17 protein-coding genes are annotated in these 18,742 nt (G+C 66.3%); 4 read left to right on the forward strand and 13 right to left on the reverse strand.

Translation table 11 applies throughout. The annotated features are described in order from the left end of the window. Nucleotides 1–21 precede the first annotated feature (21 nt). Nucleotides 22–876 carry a bifunctional methylenetetrahydrofolate dehydrogenase/methenyltetrahydrofolate cyclohydrolase FolD gene (folD, locus tag ACWIGM_RS06510; protein WP_454025080.1) on the forward strand — a complete coding sequence of 285 codons (855 nt, stop codon included), beginning with the start codon at nt 22–24 and terminating at the stop codon, nt 874–876. A 162-nt stretch (nt 877–1,038) separates the two neighbouring features. Here folD and lpdA read toward each other — a convergent pair whose 3' ends face one another. The 11 genes from lpdA to ACWIGM_RS06565 all read right to left on the reverse strand — a co-directional run bounded on the left by lpdA (nt 1,039) and on the right by ACWIGM_RS06565 (nt 13,808). After that, a complete protein-coding gene (gene lpdA / locus ACWIGM_RS06515; RefSeq protein WP_454025081.1) occupies nt 1,039–2,439 on the reverse strand; it encodes a dihydrolipoyl dehydrogenase in 1,401 nt (466 codons plus the stop codon). A gap of 21 nt (nt 2,440–2,460) precedes the next feature. Then, nucleotides 2,461–2,889, reverse strand: a complete 429-nt coding sequence (locus ACWIGM_RS06520) for a VOC family protein (protein ID WP_454025082.1) — start codon at nt 2,887–2,889, stop codon at nt 2,461–2,463. 64 nt (nt 2,890–2,953) lie between these two features. Beyond that, a complete protein-coding gene (locus ACWIGM_RS06525; RefSeq protein WP_454025083.1) occupies nt 2,954–3,340 on the reverse strand; it encodes a hypothetical protein in 387 nt (128 codons plus the stop codon). 11 nt (nt 3,341–3,351) lie between these two features. Beyond that, nucleotides 3,352–4,578: a 2-oxoglutarate dehydrogenase complex dihydrolipoyllysine-residue succinyltransferase gene (gene odhB, locus ACWIGM_RS06530; RefSeq protein WP_454025084.1), complete on the reverse strand. Its 1,227-nt coding sequence runs from the start codon at nt 4,576–4,578 to the stop codon at nt 3,352–3,354. Nucleotides 4,579–4,617: 39 nt separating this feature from the next. Beyond that, on the reverse strand, nt 4,618–7,575 hold the full coding sequence (locus ACWIGM_RS06535; RefSeq protein ID WP_454025085.1) for a 2-oxoglutarate dehydrogenase E1 component: 2,958 nt from the start codon (nt 7,573–7,575) through the stop codon (nt 4,618–4,620). Between the two features lie 133 nt (nt 7,576–7,708). Continuing rightward, nucleotides 7,709–8,593: a succinate--CoA ligase subunit alpha gene (gene sucD, locus ACWIGM_RS06540; RefSeq protein WP_454025086.1), complete on the reverse strand. Its 885-nt coding sequence runs from the start codon at nt 8,591–8,593 to the stop codon at nt 7,709–7,711. A gap of 9 nt (nt 8,594–8,602) precedes the next feature. Further along, on the reverse strand, nt 8,603–9,799 hold the full coding sequence (gene sucC / locus ACWIGM_RS06545; RefSeq protein ID WP_454025087.1) for an ADP-forming succinate--CoA ligase subunit beta: 1,197 nt from the start codon (nt 9,797–9,799) through the stop codon (nt 8,603–8,605). A gap of 73 nt (nt 9,800–9,872) precedes the next feature. Beyond that, nucleotides 9,873–10,835, reverse strand: coding sequence for a malate dehydrogenase (gene mdh / locus ACWIGM_RS06550; protein WP_091836521.1), 963 nt, complete (start codon nt 10,833–10,835; stop codon nt 9,873–9,875). 245 nt (nt 10,836–11,080) lie between these two features. Then, on the reverse strand, nt 11,081–11,683 hold the full coding sequence (locus ACWIGM_RS06555) for a TetR/AcrR family transcriptional regulator (protein WP_454025088.1): 603 nt from the start codon (nt 11,681–11,683) through the stop codon (nt 11,081–11,083). 2 nt (nt 11,684–11,685) lie between these two features. Beyond that, the gene (gene zapE / locus ACWIGM_RS06560) at nt 11,686–12,864 is read right to left on the reverse strand and encodes a cell division protein ZapE (protein WP_454025089.1); all 1,179 of its coding nucleotides are present in this window, start codon (nt 12,862–12,864) and stop codon (nt 11,686–11,688) included. Between the two features lie 80 nt (nt 12,865–12,944). Next, a complete protein-coding gene (locus ACWIGM_RS06565) occupies nt 12,945–13,808 on the reverse strand; it encodes a LysR family transcriptional regulator (protein ID WP_454025090.1) in 864 nt (287 codons plus the stop codon). A gap of 97 nt (nt 13,809–13,905) precedes the next feature. Between ACWIGM_RS06565 and ACWIGM_RS06570 the strand changes: the two genes are divergently transcribed. Further along, nucleotides 13,906–14,502: a LysE family translocator gene (locus ACWIGM_RS06570; RefSeq protein WP_454025091.1), complete on the forward strand. Its 597-nt coding sequence runs from the start codon at nt 13,906–13,908 to the stop codon at nt 14,500–14,502. 163 nt (nt 14,503–14,665) lie between these two features. Beyond that, nucleotides 14,666–15,283 (forward strand): GNAT family N-acetyltransferase, encoded by a 618-nt coding sequence (locus ACWIGM_RS06575; protein WP_454025092.1) that lies wholly within the window; start codon nt 14,666–14,668, stop codon nt 15,281–15,283. Nucleotides 15,284–15,314: 31 nt separating this feature from the next. Here ACWIGM_RS06575 and ACWIGM_RS06580 read toward each other — a convergent pair whose 3' ends face one another. Next, a complete protein-coding gene (locus tag ACWIGM_RS06580) occupies nt 15,315–16,046 on the reverse strand; it encodes an AprI/Inh family metalloprotease inhibitor (protein ID WP_454025093.1) in 732 nt (243 codons plus the stop codon). A gap of 165 nt (nt 16,047–16,211) precedes the next feature. Between ACWIGM_RS06580 and ACWIGM_RS06585 the strand changes: the two genes are divergently transcribed. Further along, on the forward strand, nt 16,212–16,640 hold the full coding sequence (locus tag ACWIGM_RS06585) for a RidA family protein (protein ID WP_454025094.1): 429 nt from the start codon (nt 16,212–16,214) through the stop codon (nt 16,638–16,640). A gap of 10 nt (nt 16,641–16,650) precedes the next feature. On the opposite strand, the gene ACWIGM_RS06590 is transcribed toward ACWIGM_RS06585, so the two are convergent. Next, nucleotides 16,651–18,228 (reverse strand): OpgD/OpgG family glucan biosynthesis protein, encoded by a 1,578-nt coding sequence (locus ACWIGM_RS06590; protein ID WP_454025095.1) that lies wholly within the window; start codon nt 18,226–18,228, stop codon nt 16,651–16,653. Between the last annotated feature and the right edge of the window lie 514 nt (nt 18,229–18,742).

Here is an 18,742-nt window from a genome sequence, read left to right on the forward strand (position 1 = left end):
ATGCGCAGGACGGAGCTGGTCATGACGGCACGCATCATCGACGGCAAGGCGGCGGCAGCGGAGCTGCGCGCCGAGATCGGCCGCGAGGTCACAGCGCTCAAGGCGGCCGGCAAGCCGGTACCTGGCCTCCATGTCGTCCTCGTCGGCGAAGACCCGGCCAGCAAGGTCTATGTCGCCTCCAAGGAGAAGCTCGCGGCCGAGATCGGGATGAACTCGGTCGCTCACCGCCTGCCGGCCGAGACCACGGAAGCGACGCTGCTCGCCAAGATCGCCGAGCTCAACGCCGATGACAGCGTCGACGGCATCCTCGTCCAGCTGCCGCTGCCCAAGCATATCGACACTGGCCGGATCATCGATGCGATCGACCCGGCCAAGGATGTCGACGGCCTCCATCCGATCAATGCCGGTCTGCTCGCCGGCGGCAAGAACGGCCTCGTGCCTTGCACGCCGCTCGGCTGCATGCTGCTGCTGAAGCAGGCGCTGCCGTCGCTGTCGGGGCTGGAGGCAGTCGTCATCGGCCGCTCGGAGCTCGTCGGCCGGCCGGTCGCACAGCTTCTGCTTCAGGCCGACTGCACCGTGACGATCGCCCATTCGCGCACACGCGACCTGCCGGCCGTGGTGAAGCGCGCCGACATCGTCGTCGCGGCGGTGGGCCGGCCGCGCATGGTCAAGGGCGACTGGATCAAGCCGGGCGCCACGGTGATCGACGTCGGCATCAACCGCATGCCTGACGGCAAGCTCGCCGGCGATGTCGACTATGCCGAGGCGACTGAGGTTGCCGGCGCGATCACGCCGGTCCCCGGCGGCGTCGGCCCGATGACGATCGCCTGCCTGCTGCGCAATACGCTGACCGCTTATCGCGCCCGGCGGGGCTGAGCCCAGGGCGTCGCGCGAGCACGACGCCGCTCAAGTTCGTTATGCTCGCCCTTGTGGCGAGCATCCACGTCTTGAACACCGCTTTTAGGCTAGCGAAGCAAAGACGTAGATGGTCGGGACAAGCCCGACCATGACGCGTAGCGGCAGCGATAACGGCTCCGATCACATATGGATCGGACGCTTGTCGACGGCGAGTGCCGCTTCCTTGACCGCCTCGGCCAGCGTCGGATGGGCGTGGCAGGTGCGGGCGAGGTCCTCGGCCGAGCCGCCGAACTCCATCAGCACCGTCACCTCGGCGATCAGGTCGCCGGCATGCGGGCCGATGATGTGGCAGCCGAGCACGCGGTCAGTCGCCGCGTCGGCCAGGAATTTGACGAAGCCGTCGGTGTGCCGCATCGCCCGCGCCCGGCCATTGGCCGTGAACGGGAACTTGCCGACCTTGTAGGCGACGCCCGCGACCTTCAACTCTTCCTCAGTCTTGCCGATCGCGGCGACCTCGGGGGCGGTGTAGACGATGCCGGGAATGGCGTCGTAGTTCACATGGCCGTGCTTGCCGGCGAGGATCTCGGCGACGGCGACGCCCTCATCCTCGGCCTTGTGCGCCAGCATCGGCCCGCGCACCACGTCGCCGATCGCATAGATGCCCGGCACATTGGTCTGGAAATGATCGTCGATGACGACGCGGCCGCGCTCGGTCGCGACGCCGGCCTTGTCGAGGCCAAGTCCGTCTGTGTTCGGGCGCCGGCCGATCGCGACGAGGACAATGTCGGCGTTCAGCGTCTTGGCTTCGCCGCCGGCGGCAGGCTCGACCGTGACGGTAGCGCCGCCCTTCTTGGCGACATCGACCTTGGTGACCTTCGAGCCGAGATGGAAGGTGAAGCCCTGCTTCTGCAGGATGCGCTGGAACTGCTTGGCGATCTCGTCGTCCATGCCGGGCAGGATTCGGTCTAGGAACTCGACCACCGTGACCTTGGCGCCGAGCCGGGCCCAGACCGAGCCGATCTCGAGCCCGATCACGCCGGCGCCGACCACCAGCAGCTCCTTGGGGACGCCAGAAAGCTCGAGCGCGCCGGTCGAGGTCACCACCGTCTTTTCGTCAGTGGTGACGCCCGGCAGCGCCGCCGATTCCGAGCCGGTGGCAATGACGATGTTCTTGGTCGTGAGCTCCTGCGTCTTGCCGTCCTCGGCGGTGACGACGACCTTGCCGGCGGCAGGAATCGAGGCCGTGCCGTGGAACGGGTCGATCTTGTTCTTCTTCAGCAGGAAGGCGACGCCGTTGACGTTGGCATCGATGGTCTCCTGCTTGTGGACCAGCATCTGCTTCAGATCGAGCTTCGGCTTGCCGACGGTAATGCCGAGACTCGGGAAAGTATGGCTGGCCTCCTCGAACATCTCGGAAGCATGCAGCAGCGCCTTGGAGGGGATGCAGCCGACGTTGAGGCAGGTGCCGCCATGGGTCTTGCGCTTCTCGACCACCGCGACCTTGAGGCCGAGCTGGGCGGCGCGGATGGCGCAGACATAGCCGCCGGGGCCGGTTCCGATGACGACGAGATCGTAGGACATGGTCTCTCTTTCAGTCTGTTTTTATGAGTGTTGCGCCAGCGGCGCGTTGAAGGCCCAGATATGGCCGAAGGGATCGCGCAGCCGCGCATAGCGGGCGCCCCAGAACACGTCGGTTGGTTGCAGGATGACATCGGCGCCGGCCGCCGCTGCCCTGGCGATGGCGGTATCGACATCGGCCGGCTGCGGCAGGTTGATGCTGATCGCGATGCTGGCGCCGCTGCGTGAATTCGGCGCCATGACATCGCCGCCGAACTCGGGGAACTCGTCATGAAGCATCACCTCACTGCCGAAGAGTGCGAGATTGGCGTGCATCACGCGCCTACCGTCCTCGGCCATCGCTTTGAAGCTGCACTGCGCGCCCAAGGCCTTCTCATAGAAGGCGATCGCCTCTTCGCCACCCTTGACGCAGATATGCGCCTGGATCAGTGGCGGGTTGGGTCCGAAAGCCATGCTCCGTCTCCTAGGCGGATCGAACGATCACGTCGGACTGCGTGGGCAACTCCGTCACCCCATCCTATCGATGCGACGGCGCCAACCGCGCGAACATTGCCGGCACCAGGGCCAGGAGCCCGATGATGTCGGCGATCACGACCTTCCTGATAGCAGGGCCATAGTCGCCGACGAGGAGCGCGATCACGATGAAGCTCGCCATGCTCGCACCAGCGACGAGCACGGCCACATCGCGCAGCCCGGGCCGGACAGCGGCCACCAGCAGCAAAATGCCCACGAGACCGAAGAGGACGGCACGGTGCCGCAGCAGGATTTCGAGATCGGGACTGGCGATCTCGAAACCATAGAGCGAGCGCAGCCAGCCGGCCCCGGCTACGCCGATCGTCGGCAAAAGGTTGATGATGCCGGCAACGGCGAGGCCAACGGGGACGAGCTGTGCCGGGATCGCCATCTAGACAGGTCTCAGAGGTCGAGCACGAGGCGCGCCGGGTCCTCGAGGCCTTCCTTGATGCGCACGAGGAAGGTCACCGCTTCCTTGCCGTCGATGATGCGGTGGTCGTAGCTGACCGCGAGATACATCATCGGGCGGATCTCGATCTTGCCGGCGACCACCATCGGCCGCTCCTGGATCTTGTGCATGCCCAGGATCGCCGATTGCGGCGCGTTCAGGATCGGGGTCGACATCAGCGAGCCGTAGACGCCGCCATTCGAGATGGTGAAGGTACCGCCCTGCATCTCCTCGATCTTGAGGGCGCCGTCGCGGGCCTTCTTGCCGAACTCGCCGATCTTCTTCTCGACACCGGCGATGGAGAGCTCGTCGGCATCGCGCACCACCGGCACGACCAGGCCCTTGTCGGTGCCGACGGCGACGCCGATGTGGTAGTAGTTCTTGTAGACGATGTCGGTGCCGTCGATCTCGGCGTTGACCGCCGGGATCTCCTTCAGCGCCTGCACGGCCGCCTTCACGAAGAAGCCCATGAAGCCGAGCTTCACACCGTGCTTCTTCTCGAAGATATCCTTGTACTGGTTGCGCAGCGCCATGACGTTGGTCATGTCCACCTCGTTGAAGGTGGTCAGCATCGCGGCGTTGGTCTGGGCTTCCTTCAGGCGGCGCGCGATGGTCTGGCGCAGCTTGGTCATCTTGACCCGCTCTTCGCGCGAGGCGTCGTCCGGAGCGGACGGGGCGCGGACCTGAACCGGAGCGGCAGGCGCGGCAGCGGCGACGGCCGGGCCGGTCGCGATCGCGGCCAGCATGTCGCCCTTGGTGACGCGGCCGTCCTTGCCGGAGGCGGCGACCTTCGACGGATCGACGCCGCTCTCGGCGGCGAGGCGCGAGACCGCCGGGCCGGAATCGGCGGCCTTGGTCGCAGGCGCGCTGGCGACCGGGGCCGCCGCGGCCGGCTTCGGCGCTTCCTCGGCAGCCTTGGCCGGGGCGGCCGCGGCCTTGCCATCGCCGGCGGCGATCGTGCCGAGCAAAGCGCTGACACCGACCGTCTCGCCCTCCTTGGCGACGATCTCGCCGAGCACGCCGGCCGCCGGCGCGTTGACCTCGAGCGTCACCTTGTCGGTCTCGAGCTCGACCAAAGGCTCGTCCGCCTTCACCGCGTCGCCCGGCTTCTTGAACCACTTGCCGATGGTGGCCTCGGAAACGGATTCGCCGAGGGTCGGAACGCGGATTTCGGTCGCCATGTCAGGCCTCTTCTCGTGTCTTCTAGATCAGGCGTAGGGTCAGACCGCGAAGGTCTCGTCCAGGAAGGCGTTGAGCTGGGCGCTGTGCTTCGACATCAGGCCGGTCGCGGTCGCAGCCGAGGCCGGGCGGCCGACATAGCGCGGCCGCTTCGACTTCGAGCCGGCATGACCCAGCACCCACTCCAGATAGGGCTCGACGAAGGTCCAGGAACCCATATTCTTCGGCTCCTCCTGGCACCAGACGACGTCGGCGCTCTTGAAGCGCGCCAGCTCCTGCGCCAGCGACTTCAGCGGGAACGGATAGAGCTGCTCGACGCGCATCAGGTAGACATCGTCGATGCCGCGCTTCTCGCGCTCCTCCAGCAGGTCGAAATAGACCTTGCCGGTGCAGAGCACGACACGGCGGATCTTCGAATCCTTGACCAGCTTGGTGGTCGACTTGCCACGCTCGGCATCATCATGCAGCACGCGGTGGAAGCTCGAGCCCTCGGCCAGCTCGCTGAGGTCGGAGACGCAGCGCTTGTGGCGCAGCAGCGACTTCGGCGTCATCAGGATCAGCGGCTTGCGGAAGTCGCGCTTCAGCTGGCGGCGCAGGATGTGGAAATAGCTCGCCGGGGTCGAGCAGTTCGCCACCTGCATGTTGTCCTCGGCGCACATCTGCAGGAAGCGCTCGAGGCGGGCGGAGGAGTGCTCCGGCCCCTGGCCCTCGTAGCCATGCGGCAGCAGGCAGACCAGGCCCGACATGCGCAGCCATTTGCGCTCGCCCGAGGAGATGAACTGGTCGAACACGACCTGAGCGCCATTGGCGAAGTCGCCGAACTGCGCCTCCCACATCGTCAGCGCGTTCGGCTCCGACAGGGTGTAGCCGTATTCGAAGCCGAGCACCGCCTCTTCCGAGAGCATCGAGTTGATGACCTCGTAGCGGGCCTGGCCTTCGCGGATGTTGTTCAGCGAGGTGTGGCGCGCCTCGGTTTCCTGGTCGATCAGCACCGAGTGGCGCTGCGAGAAGGTGCCGCGCTCGCAATCCTGGCCGGAGAGGCGCACCGGATTGCCGTCGAGCATCAGCGAGCCGAAAGCGAGCGCTTCCGCCGTCGCCCAGTCGATCCCCTGCCCGCTCTCGACCGCCTTGCGGCGGTTGTCGAGGAAGCGCTGGATCGTCTTGTGGACGTTGAAGCCCTCCGGGACCTCGGTGATCTTCTGCGTGATCTCCTTCAGCACCGCTTCGGGAACGCCGGTGGCGCCCCGGCGCGGATCGTCCTCGTCGGCGCGGATCGCCTTCATGCCGGCCCAGCGGCCGTCGAGCCAGTCGGCCTTGTTCGGCTTGAAGGCCTGGCCGGCGTCGAACTCGACCTCGAGCCGGTCCTTCCAGGCGGCGCGCATCTGGTCGAGCTCGCCCGGCTGGATCACGCCTTCGGCCTCGAGCTTGGCGCCGTAGAGCTCCAGCGTCGACTTGTGGCCGCGGATCTTGCGGTACATCAGCGGCTGGGTGAAGCCCGGCTCGTCGCCTTCGTTATGGCCGAAGCGACGGTAGCAGAACATGTCGATCACGACCGGCTTGTGGAACTTCTGCCGGAACTCGATCGCGATCTTGGAGGCGAAGACCACCGCCTCCGGATCGTCGCCGTTCACATGGAAGACCGGCGCCTCGACCATCTTCGCCACATCCGACGGATAGGGCGAAGAGCGCGAATAGCGCGGATAGGTGGTGAAGCCGATCTGGTTGTTGATGATGAAGTGCAGCGAGCCGCCGGTGCGGTGCCCCTTGAGGCCCGACAGGCCGAGGCACTCGGCCACGACCCCCTGGCCGGCAAAGGCGGCATCGCCATGGATCAGCAGCGGCAGCACCTTGGAGCGCTCGACGATGTCGCCGAACTGATCCTGCTTGGCGCGGACCTTGCCGAGCACGACGGGGTCGACGATCTCGAGATGCGAGGGGTTGGCGGTCAGCGAGACGTGGACATTGTTGCCGTCGAACTCACGGTCCGACGATGCGCCGAGATGGTACTTGACGTCGCCCGAGCCCTCGACGTCGTCGGGGGCGAAGGAGCCACCCTTGAACTCGTGGAACAGGGCGCGGTGCGGCTTGCCCAGCACCTGGGTCAGCACGTTGAGGCGACCGCGATGGGCCATTCCGAAGACGATGTCGCGCACGCCGAGCGCGCCGCCGCGCTTGATGATCTGCTCCAGCGCCGGAATCAGCGACTCGCCGCCATCGAGGCCAAAGCGCTTGGTACCGGTGAACTTGAGGTCGAGAAACTTCTCGAAGCCCTCGGCCTCGACCAGCTTGTTCAGGATCGCCTTCTTGCCCTCGCGGGTGAAGGCGATCTCCTTGTCCGGCCCCTCGATCCGCTCCTGCAGCCAGGCCTTCTGCTCGGGATCGGAGATGTGCATGAACTCGACGCCGAGCGTCTGGCAATAGGTCCGCTGCAGGATCGCCGTCATCTCGCGGATGGTGGCGAACTCCAGGCCGAGCACGTTGTCGATGAAGATCTTGCGATCGAGGTCAGCCTCTGTGAAGCCGAACGCAGCCGGCGACAGCTCCTCCGGGTCCTTCTGGCTCTCGATGCCGAGAGGATCGAGCTGGGCGTGGAGATGGCCGCGCATGCGGTAGGCACGGATCAGCATGATCGCCCGCACCGAGTCACGGGTCGCCTGCTGAACATCGGCGGCCGACAGCGTCGCGCCGGCAGCCTTGGCCTTGGCGCCGAGCTTCTCGCCGACCGCCTTCTCGACCGCGGCCCAGTTGCCGTCGAGCGCCGAGACCAGCTCGCCGCCAGCCGGGATCGGCCAGTTCGGCTTCTTCCAGGACGCGCCCTTGGCGTTGTCGACGATCGCCTGCTTGTCGTCGTTCAGCGCGGCGAAGAAGCCCTGCCACTCCGGATCGACCGACTTGGGGTCAGCCTGATAGCGGGCGTAGAGGTCCTCGATATAGGCCGCGTTGCCGCCATAGAGGAAACCCGTCTGCGCGAGAGCCTCGTTGATGTCCTGGCGAGCCATGGTCGTCCTGCCTTCTTCCTAACCTGCCGCTTCGTCTTGCCGTCATGCTCGGGCAAGGCCCGAGCATCTCTTTGTCGAGCCTGGCTGGTCATGAGATGGTCGGCTCAAGGCCGACCATGACGCAGCCTGTCTCTCAGCCCTTCAATACTTCGACCAAGGTCTTTCCAAGGCGCGCCGGCGACGGCGAGACCCGGATGCCGGCCGCTTCCATCGCCGCGATCTTGTCCTCGGCGCCGCCCTTGCCGCCGGAGATGATCGCGCCGGCATGGCCCATGCGACGGCCCGGAGGAGCCGTGCGGCCGGCGATGAAGCCGACCATCGGCTTCTTGCGGCCGCGCTTGGCCTCGTCCTTGATGAACTGCGCCGCCTCTTCCTCGGCCGAGCCGCCGATCTCACCGATCATCACGATCGAGGTGGTCTTCTCGTCGGCGAGGAACATCTCGAGCATGTCGATGAACTCGGTGCCCTTGACCGGGTCGCCGCCGATGCCGACGGCCGTGGTCTGGCCGAGGCCTTCGTTCGTGGTCTGGAACACCGCCTCATAGGTCAGCGTGCCGGAGCGTGAAACGATACCGACCGAGCCCGGCTTGAAGATGTTGGCCGGCATGATGCCGATCTTGGACTCGCCGGCGGTGACGACGCCCGGGCAGTTCGGCCCGATCAGGCGGGTCTTCGAGCCGGAGAGCGAGCGCTTGACGCGGACCATGTCGAGCACCGGGATGCCCTCGGTGATGCAGATCACCAGCGGGATCTCGGCGTCGATCGCCTCGCAGATCGCGTCGGCCGCGCCCGGCGGCGGAACGTAGACGACGGAGGCAGTCGCTCCGGTCTTCTCGCGCGCTTCGGCGACGGTGTCGAAGACGGGCAGGCCGAGATGGAGCGAGCCGCCCTTACCGGGCGAGGTGCCGCCGACCATCTGCGTGCCATAGGCGATCGCCTGCTCGGAGTGGAAGGTGCCGTTCTTGCCGGTGAAGCCCTGGCAGATGACCTTGGTGTTCTTGTCGATCAGGATGGACATCGGTTTACCTCAAGCCTTCTTGATCGCAGCCACGATCTTCTGGGCGGCGTCGTCGAGATCATCGGCCGGGATGACGTTGAGGCCGGAGGTCCGGATGATCTCCTTGCCTTCCTCGACATTGGTGCCTTCGAGGCGCACCACCAGCGGCACTTCGAGGCCGACCGCCTTCACCGCCGCGATCACGCCGCGGGCGATGACGTCGCACTTCATGATGCCGCCGAAGATGTTGACCAGGATGCCCTTCACCTTCGGGTCGGCGGTGATGATCTTGAAGGCCGCGGTGACCTTCTCCTCAGAGGCGCCGCCGCCGACATCGAGGAAGTTCGCAGGGCTCTCCCCGTAGAGCTGGATGATGTCGAGCGTCGCCATGGCGAGGCCGGCGCCGTTGACCATGCAGCCGATCGTGCCGTCGAGCGCGATATAGGCGAGATCGTACTTGGACGCCTCGATCTCCTTGGCGTCCTCCTCGGTCTCGTCGCGCAGCTCCATCAGCTCGGGATGGCGGTAGAGCGAGTTCGAGTCGAACGAGACCTTGGCGTCGAGGCACTTGACCTGGCCCTGCGTCGTCACGATCAGCGGGTTGATCTCGAGCATCGCCATGTCCTTGCCGACGAAGGCGGCGTAGATCTGGCCGAGAACGCTCGCAGCCTGCTTGGCCTGGTCGCCGGCAAGGCCGAGAGCCTTGGCGACGGTGCGGCCGTGATGCGGCATGATCCCGGTCGCCGGATCGACCGAGAAGGTGAGGATCTTCTCGGGGGTGTCATGGGCCACCTTCTCGATGTCCATGCCGCCCTCGGTCGAGACCACGAAGGCGACGCGCGAGGTCTCGCGATCGACCAGCGCCGAGAGGTAGAATTCCTTCGAGATGTCCGAGCCGTCCTCGATATAGAGGCGGTTGACCTGCTTGCCGGCCGGGCCGGTCTGCGCCGTCACCAGCGTATTGCCGAGCATCTCCTTGGCGTGGCTCTCGACCTCTTCGATCGACTTGGCGAGCCGCACGCCACCCTTGGCATCGGCTGGCAGTTCCTTGAACTTGCCCTTGCCGCGGCCGCCGGCATGGATCTGGCTCTTCACCACATAGAGCGGTCCGGGCAGCTTCTTTGCGGCCTCGACGGCCTCCGCCACCGATAGCGCCGGGAAGCCGGCGGAGACGGGCGCGCCGTACTCCTTGAGAACCGCCTTGCCCTGATATTCGTGGATGTTCATGCCTGATGTCCTGTGCCGGTAAAGGGAGAGGCGATGGCGTGATGGCCGCCGGCCATCACGCCATCCGTCTGTCTCACGCCAATGACGCGTCGATGCTCTTGCAGGCGTCAATCAGGCCCTGCACCGAGGCGACCGACTTGGCCAGCATCTCCTTCTCGGCGCCATTGAGGCGGATCTTGACGACCCGCTCGACACCCTTGGCGCCGATCACCACCGGCACGCCGACGAACATGTCCTTGACGCCGTACTGGCCCTTGAGCGCGGCCGCCGCCGGCAGAACGCGCTTCTGGTCCTTGAGATAGCTCTCGGCCATGGCGATCGCCGAGGCGGCCGGAGCGTAGAAGGCCGAGCCGGTCTTGAGCAGGTTGACGATCTCGCCGCCGCCCTTGCGGGTGCGCTCGACGATGGCATCGAGGCGCTCCTGCGTCGTCCACTTCATCTTGACGAGGTCGGGCAGCGGGATGCCGGCGACGCCGGAATAGCGGACCAGCGGCACCATGTCGTCGCCATGGCCGCCGAGCACGAAGGCCGAGACGTCCTTGACCGAGACCTTGAACTCGTCGGCGAGGAAGTGGCGGAAGCGGGCGGAGTCGAGCACGCCGGCCATGCCGCAGATCATGTTGGGCTTCAGGCCCGAGAACTTCTGCAGGGCCCAGACCATCGCGTCGAGCGGGTTGGTGATGCAGATCACGAAGGCCTTGGGGGCATACTGCTTGATGCCCTCGCCGACCGACTTCATCACCTTGAGGTTGATGCCGATCAGGTCGTCGCGGCTCATGCCAGGCTTACGCGGCACGCCGGCGGTGACGATGATCACGTCGGCGCCCTTGATGTCCTCATAGGACTGCGTGCCCTTATAGCCGGCGTCGAAGCCGTCGACCGGAGCGGACTCGGCGATATCCAGGCCTTTGCCCTGGGGAATGCCCTCGGCGATGTCGAACAGGACGACGTCGCCCAGTTCCTTGAGACCGGCGAGGTGAGCGAGCGTGCCGCCGATCTGTCCGGCGCCGATGAGGGCGATCTTCTTGCGGGCCATTGCCGAATCCTTGTTGTTGGATGCGAAAGCAGTTGAAGCCGAAAAGCCGACGGTTCTTTGGCGCAAGCCGCTTCCAGGCTCAACCCCGCGCGCGAAGGGACATTGGAATAGTCCGAAATGGTCGTTAAGACCTTTCTGGCGGGGAATACCGAGGAAAAACAAACCGTTAGAAGCTAACCGCCCCTGATGCGGCGTCAAGCTGCCTCACAATGGGGCAGTTACAATTTACAAAATCTGTCATTTTTTTAGATCACGCCAGCCGCAAGCGTGCGTAGCGCCACCCTGATCAAGGTGGCGAGCCTGGCGTCGACCGAGGCCTGCGGCACATCCGCCTCCAGTTCCAGCGAGGCAGGATGAATGAAACGGTGCGTGGCATCGATCACGAAGGCGATAGCACGGTCGCGGTCGCGCGGCTCGAAGGCCCCCGTGGCGATGCCATCGTCGATCACGCGCTCGAACAGGGCACGCACCCGGGTGCGATTGCGCCGGCTGATCGCATGGCGCTTCGCCACCGCCTGCGACAGCGCCGCGAACAGATGCGGTTCCTCATGCAACAGGTCGCGATTGGCTTTCGCCAGCGCCAGGATCAGGCGTTCGAGCTTGTCTTCGGCCGGATCGGGGCCGTCGGCGATGTCCGCAAGCTTGCGTTCGGCCGATTTCAGCCAGACATCGACCACCGCGTCGATCAGTGCGGTGCGCGAGGGAAAGTAGCGATAGACATTGGCATGGGTCATGCCGGCCTCTTCCGCCACCGCGACCACGGTGAAGCGACGCAGGCCGTGCTGGCGCAGGTGCTCGCCGGCGACCGAGAGAATGCGCATCTCGCTCGGCTCGCGCGGCGTGGTCACGGTCAGGTCTCCACCAGCCCGGTCGCATCGCCGCTGGCCGCCGAGTCGGCCCGGCCATGCGGTAGCGCCAGGTATTCCTCCGAGCGCATCTCGATCAGACGCGACACCGTCCGGTCGAACTCGAAGGCCTCCCGGCCGGTCTGCGCGACATAGAGCCCGGTCGGCTCGGCCGCCGCCGAGGCGACGAGCTTCACATGGCTCTCATAGAGCGTGTCGATCAGGATGATGAAACGCTTGGCCTCGTTGCGCCGCTCGATATCCATGATCGGGATGCCGTCGAGGATCAGCGTGTGAAAATGCTGGGCGAGCGCGAGATAGTCCGAGGCGCCATAGGCCTGGGCGCAGAGATCGGCAAAGCTCGCCCTCGCCACGCCGCCGGCCGCCTGCGGCAGCTTCAACTCGTGGCCCTTGATATCGATCGTCATCGCCGCGCCCTGGGCCATACCGGTGAGCTGGCTGAAGGCCTTGTCGAGCGCAGCCCTCGCCTTGTCGTCGGCGGGAACGTGATAGGTCGGCGCGCCGCCGAGCTTCTCCAGCCGGAAATCGGTGCGCGCCTCCAGCTTGATCACGTCGACCTTGCTGGCGAGCAGATCGATGAAGGGCAGGAAGAGCGCGCGATTGAGGCCGCCTTCATAGAGCCGCGAGGGCTCGACATTGGAGGTCGCGACCACCGTGACGCCGTCGGCGAAAAGCTTCGTGAACAATCGTCCGAGGATCATCGCATCGGCGATGTCGGTGACGGTGAACTCGTCGAAGCAGAGCAGGCTCGCTTCTTCCGCCAGTGCCGCTGCCACCGGGCCGATCGGATCGGGCTCCTTGACCCTCCCGGCCTTCAGCTCCTGGCGATAGGCATGGATACGCTCATGCACATCGGCCATGAAGGCGTGGAAGTGCACGCGCCGGCGCGCCGCGACCGGGACCGTCTCATAGAACAGGTCCATCAGCATGGTCTTGCCGCGGCCGACGGAACCCCAGATGTAGAGGCCCTTGACCGCATCCGCAGCCGGTTGCTTGCGGCCGAACAGCCAGCCGAGCGCGCTGCTCTTCTTCGCCAGCTTGCGGTTGGTGAGCGTCTGCGACAGCGCCTGCAGCCGCCTGACGACGGCGACCTGCGCCGGATCGCGCTCTATCGCACCCGAGGCGACCAGGGCGTCATAACGTTCGGGGAGCGTGGCGGACATGGCCTCGAGGCAGGAAAGGACGTCGCGTTCCGGGTTACGGCAGGGCCGCCCGCCCCGCAACCCTCGGGCGGGCTGGCGGGCTATGCGGCCTGCCGCGGGCGCAGCCAGCCGGAACGCAGATGACGGGCAAGCTCACGCGCCGCTTCCGAGGGCTGAGAGCGCGACAGATGCAGCGTGATCGCGAAAGGCGGCAGGTCGGGCAACCCTTCCGCAGAGCCGAGAATGTCGAGATCGGACGGAACCGTGCAGGCGAGCCAAGCGGTGACGGCGAGGTCGGTCCGGACCGTCGCTGTGGTCGCGTCGATATTGCCGTTCTCGAAAACGCTGCGCCATGCCCGCCCCTGCACATCCAGCGCTTCGGTCACAGCCGGCCGGAAGGCACAGCTATCGGCGACCAGCGACAATGGCAGCGGCTGCTTCAGATGCGCGGTGCCGGCCCTGGCGCCGACCCAGACCAGCCGCTCGATGCCGAGGCATTCGCCGCTCGCCACCGCGAGCGGTTCCTCGACCAGGGCAAGATCGACTTCGCCCTTGCTGAGCGCCGCGAGCAATTGCGGCGAGGAAGCACAGATCAATGAGATCTCGACCAGCGGGCTCGCCTCGGCGAAACCCTTCAGGATCGGCGCGAGCGAGGTGCCGACGAGGTCGTAGGGCACGCCGAGGCGGACCGTGCCGGCGAAGCCCGTCGTCATCTCCGCCCAGATCTCGTCATTGAGGCCGATCAGCCGGCGTGCCTTGGCGAGCAGGCGTTCGCCCGCTGCCGTCAGCTTCAGCCTGCGGCGCTCGCGGAGGAACAGGACCTGCCCGAGCCGGCGCTCCAGCCGCATGATCTGCTGGCTGACCGCGCTCTGCGTCAGGTGCAGCGCATTGCCGGCGACCGTCATGCTGCCATGGTCGGCCACGGCGACGAAGGCCCGGATCAGTTCGAGGTCGAGATTGCGCATAGGATCGCATTATGGATCGTAATGCGGAGTCGCTTCAACATTCGTTTTCATCATCCCCGAGGTGACCGTAATCCGATGGCTTCACTCGGAGCCATCCATGTCGCTGGAACAGGTCCTGCCGCTCATCGCCTTCGCCGCGGTCTCGACGGTGACGCCGGGCGCGACCACCACGCTCGCCACCGCGTCCGGCGCCCATTTCGGCTTTCGCCGCTCCCTGCCCTTCATGGTCGGCGTCGCGATCGGGCTGGCGGGGATGGCGGTCGCTGCCGCGGCAGGCCTCGCCGGCCTGCTGCTGGCAATGCCGTCACTCGAATTCGCGATGAAGCTCGCCGGCTCGGCCTATCTGCTCTGGCTCGCCGTCAGGATCGGCCGCAGCGGCCCGCCCCACCTCGACAAGAGCATCGCGAAGCCTACGAGCTTTCTCGGCGCGCTCTGGATCCAGCTGCAGAATCCCAAGGGCTGGGCGATGACCCTCGGCGCGGCCGCCTCTTTCGCCGGTCTCGCCCGCGGCGCGGCCGAACTCGCCGCCCTGCTCGGCACCGTTTTCGGCGTTCTGGCGCTCTTGTCACTGATGCTCTGGTGCGTCGCCGGGCTGTTGCTGGCGCGGCTGCTGCGCCATGGCTGGCAATGGCGCGCCCTCAACATCGCGCTCGCACTCGCGCTCGCAGCCTCGATCCTCACGATGTGGCGTTAGCGCGCAGGTTTAACCAATTCCGCCAATTTTACAGGCTTTTAGCCGTAAATTGCCGCAATCGCGCCACTTGCATTCCCAGATCGGGAGATCATCTTCGTTCCCGAGTTAGGGAAGATTCGCCTCCTGGGGGCAGCGCCCATCCGCGCTTTCACAGGAGCTGCAATTGAATCGTTCGATCAAGTCTGGCGCCAAGGCCAGGCACGGCGAGGTCAGGCGTCTCTGGCCTGCCGAGCGTGATCTCTTCACCGCCCATCTGCTTCGCCTCGACGCCGACACACGGCGTGAGCGTTTCGGGACGGCGGTCAACGATGATTTTCTCCGTGCTTACGCCGAGACCACCTTCGGCGTCGGCGGGCTTGTCTACGCCTATGTCGAGGCCGGCGAGGTCCGTGGCGCCGCCGAATTGCGCGGGCTGGAGGAGATCGTCATCCAGACCGGCGAAGCTGCCTTCAGCGTCGAGCGCGCCTGGCGCCGGCGCGGCATCGGCGGAGAACTGTTCGGCCGCCTGATCACGGCGGCACGCAACCGCAACATCCGCACGCTCTACATGACCTGCCTGCCCGAAAACGCCGCGATGCGGAACCTCGCGCGCAAGTTCGAGGCCGAGATGGTCGGCGGCTACGCGGATGTCGAGGGCCGGATCGCCACCGGCGCACCGACGCCATTCACTCTGCTGGACGAAGCGCTCGACAATGCCCGCAGCTTCGCGACCCTGTCGCTCTCGCTGCAACGTAAGTTCTGGCCGCAGGCCTTGTTCAGCCGGGCGGCCTCGCGTCACTGACACCGCTTCGCAACGACGACGGGCGCCGCGCTCAGCGATTCATCGAGAGCCCGGCGCCCGATTTGGTGATCGCCCCGTTCATGGTTCCGGCGCTGCCGACGCGCAGGCGCGCCACCACCGAACCGCCGCGCTGGTAGAGATAGACCTCGCCGTCGCGATAATCCCAGGCATTGACCTGCTGCAGGTCGCGATTGCTGCAGCCCGTGGCATTGGCGCGGTAGAGATCGAGCGAGGGCGAGCTCGAGAGCTGCACCCGGCAGGAGCCACCGGTCGCTTCCTGTGCGGTCCAGTTGCCGATGACGCCATCGCGCGTGGACACCGCGCCGCTGCGTGTCGAGCCGCCACCCGGCGTCGCGCCGGGATTGGCGTTGGCGACCTGATTGCTCGGCGGGGCCGGCTCGACCGGGCGCTGCTGCTGAACCGGCGGCTGTTGCCCCGGCTGCGCCGCCTGCGGGTCGAAGAAAGGATCGTTCTGGGGCGGCATGCCGCCCGGACCGGGCGCCCCCCCGGGCGGATAACCGCCCGCCTGCGGCGGCGGCGCGCTCGGATAACCGCCCGGCGGTGGCAAAGGCTCCGAGGTAATCGGGGCCGACTGGATCGGCGGCGCCGACTGGACGGGTTCGCCATAGACCGGAGCACGGGCAACGGCCTGGCCCGAACCCGGACCAAATCCGCCGAAGCGCTGCGATCCCGCGCAAGCGGTGAGCAGCACGAGAGGCAGCAGGCTCGCGGCCCGCAGCAGCGCAGAAGTCCTCAAGCTCATCCCCGTCATCTCGATAGCTCGGCCACCCGGAGCACTGTGAAACCTGTCGCCTGAACGTGGCATGAGCGCGTTCAAGGCTGCAAAGGGGCGCCGGTCAAGTCTCAACATGGTTTTGCAGCATGAAGCCGGCGTGGCAGAAGGGTGCCCCGCCATCCGGACCGACCGATGAAGCCGCTCAACCCCTCCTCGATCCGCGCGCCCTTCGCCCGCTACAGCCATGGTGCCGAGCTGCCCGCCGGCCACCGCCTCGTCTTCTGCTCCGGCCAGCTCGGCATTGCGGCGGACGGCACCATCCCCGAGAGCGTCCGGGACCAGGCCGATCTCTGCTTTGCCAACATCGCCGCGATCCTCGCCGAGGCCGGGATGACGCTGAAGAACATCGTTCGGGTCAACGCCTACGTCACCGACCGCGCTCATATGAAGGGCTATATGGAGTCGCGCGACGCCCATGTCGGCACGCCGCCGCCGGCCTCGACGCTGATGATCGTCTCCGGTTTCACCTTGCCGGAGTTCAAGGTCGAGATCGAGGTCGTCGCGGCAGCGCCTGAGAAGCGGCGCAAGCCGGCACGCAGCCCGACCGCGCCACAGTTCTAAAAGGCGCGTCTCAGCCGGCGTCAGGCGCCCGCCAGGGATAGCTCCAGGTCTCGGTCAAGGTCTTGCTGCCACTCTTCAGGAAGGCCCGCATCTCGGCGAGCTGGCCCGGTTCGACCACGATGTCGATGAAGGCGCGGAACCCCTCCGTCTTCGGGTTCGGCACCAGGAAGGCGCGGTTGATCCGGCCATAGGCGATCGAGGGCACGATCTCGACCTTTTCCGGCTGCTTCAGATAATAGCCGAGATCGCCGCCGGCGAAGTCGACGATGAAACGGCGCGCGTTCTCGGTCACCGGTTCGCCCGAGCCAAGCGCCTTTGGTTTGGCCTGATAGGTGTTGATGGCGCGACCGCCCGGGTGCAGGTCGCTGGAATCGACCATCGCCGTCAGCTTGTAGCCGAAGCGGAACTCACGCCCCGGCTCCAGCGCCAGCTTCGGCGCCCAGAGCGCGACGATATTGTCGTTGGTCTCGTCGGTGGTCGGCAGCTCGATCAGCTCGACGACGCCCTCGCCCCAGTCGCCCTGCGGCTCGATCCAGTAGGACGGCCTGAGCTCATAGTTGAGGTCGAGGTCCTGATAGTGCTCGAACACCCGGTCGCGCTGCATCAGGCCGAAGCCACGGACATTGCGCTCGACGAAGGAGGAGGCGGCCGGGACGCGGGCATTGCGCAGCGGCCGCCAGATCCACTCGCCGGTGCTGGAATGGATCAGGAGCCCGTCCGAATCGTGCAGTTCCGTCCGGAAGTCGTCATGGAAGCGCCGGTCGTTCTCGCCGGTGAAGAACATCGAGGTCAGCGGCGCCAGCCCCAGTTTCTCGATCGGCTTGCGCGGGAACAGCGCCGCGCCGACATCGACCACGCTGTCGCCGTCCGGATAGATATGGAAGCGATAAGCCCCTGCGACGGACGGTGAATCGAGCAGCGCATAGACCGTGACGCGGTCGGCGTCGGCCGCTGGCGTCTCGACCCAGAACTCTCGGAAGATCGGGAACTCCTCGCCGCCGGGGAGGCCCGCACCGATCGCGAGCCCGCGCGCCGAGAGGCCATAGCGCTGCCCGCGCCCGAGCACGCGGAAATAGCTCGCCCCGATGAAGGAGATCAGCTCGTCGAAAACGCGCGGGTCGTTGAGCGGATAGTGCAGGCGGAAACCGGCGAAGCCGAGATTGACCGGCAGCGGCTTGTCGAACTTGGTCCGCCCATAATCGAAGAGATTGGCCGAATAGGGCACCGGCGTGGGCACGCCGTCGCGGATCACGTTCACGGTGACCGGCCGGGTGAACAGGAAGCCGGGGTGGAACATCTGCATGCGGAAGCCGGAATTCGACTGGCCGAGCAGGGCCCGTTCCGGCCGGAAGCGGATCTCGCGCCAGGCGTCGAAATCGAGCCGCGTCAACGCCTCGGGCAGAGCCGGCCCCGCTTCATAAGGGACCGCGGCGATCTCGCGGGCTCGGCGCACGACATCGTCGAAGCCGAATCGTGGCTGCGGCGGCGCCTGTTCCGGCTGCTGCGCCAGCAAAGCCTGCGGCGCGGCGGTGGCGCACAAAGCGGCGCTCAGCCCGGCGAGAACCCCGCGGCGATCGATAACCGTCATGATCGAAGCTTGCCCCATCGAGAATAAGCGCGCGAAGGCGCGCTGCGGCAACGACTTAGGCGATGAAATGGGGCTGGTCTAGGGCGCAGTCGCGGGCCGCGCGGGCCCAGCGTTAAGAGGTCATGACGGCAGCACCCGGCCGCCCTCGCTCCGTCCTGTAAAAAATCCGGTCCCGGCCGTCAGAAAAAACTTGAAGCACCGGGACACCCTCCGTATATGGGGCTCACCCAATTCGCACGTGCCTGTGGCCGCGTGCTGGTCGGTGGGCATCCGGACAAGAGGCCGGACAGCCGCCAGGGATGGGAAACGGATGGAGGGGGATGGATATCCCCTCAAATCACGCTCCCGGCGCTCGCAAGAGGGCCGCTCCCGAACAGCGACCGGCAGCCGGAGGCAAAACCGGCGAACCCCGAATCTCCACGGGGGACGCAGCTTAAAGCAACGACGGAGCGGGCTTTTTTGGTCTCGCCGGCTTTCCACAGGCCGGCACCGAAGAGGCTTGTCCTTCATTGCC

It is taken from the genome of Allobosea sp. NPDC055332 (assembly GCF_053645455.1).